The organism is Pseudomonas sp. yb_5, assembly GCF_043103865.1.
GTDB lineage: Bacteria > Pseudomonadota > Gammaproteobacteria > Pseudomonadales > Pseudomonadaceae > Aquipseudomonas > Aquipseudomonas putida_Y.
Genome location: NZ_JBICKE010000111.1, coordinates 1 through 632 on the forward strand (window position 1 = coordinate 1; position 632 = coordinate 632).

1 pseudogene is annotated in these 632 nt (G+C 57.8%); it reads left to right on the forward strand.

Annotated features, from left to right (window positions below):
• Positions 1–90: 90 nt before the first annotated feature.
• Positions 91–632: pseudogene (locus tag ACF8GF_RS20625) on the forward strand (IS4-like element ISPpu8 family transposase); the annotation flags it as partial.

The window sequence follows — 632 nt, forward strand, 5'->3', positions numbered from 1 at the left end:
GGTAGAATTCGCTGAAATCCAGTCAGGAAGACCCGAGCGATGTGGGCTGATGTACTAGCGCGATTCGAGAAAAAAGCACCCGCCAGCGTAATGGCCAAACTTGCCTTGGAGCAGGCCATTGCGCCGGAGTGGGTCGATCAGGTTTTCGAGGAGCACCGCCAACGGCAGTATTCTCGCGAGCTGCTGTTCTCGACCATTATCAAGTTGATGTCGCTTGTTTCATTGGGCTTGAAGCCATCGCTGCATGCTGCGGCAAGACAACTGGACGACCTTCCCGTCAGCCTGGCAGCTCTGTACGACAAGATCAGTCGAACCGAACCTGCCCTGTTGCGTGCTTTGGTGACAGGCTGCGCGCAGCGCTTGGCGCCGACAATCCATGAGTTGGGCTGCTCAGCCATGCTTCCTGATTGGCAAGTTCGGGTGGTCGATGGCAGCCACTTGGCCTCTACCGAAAAGCGTCTTGGCGCGCTGCGCCAAGAGCGCGGAGCGGCTCGCCCCGGGTTTTCGGTGGTGGTTTACGACCCCGACCTGGATCAGGTAATTGACCTCCAGCCGTGCGAGGACGCCTACGCAAGCGAACGAGTTTGTGTTTTGCCGTTGCTGGCTGAAGCAAAGACCAATCAGGTTTGGAT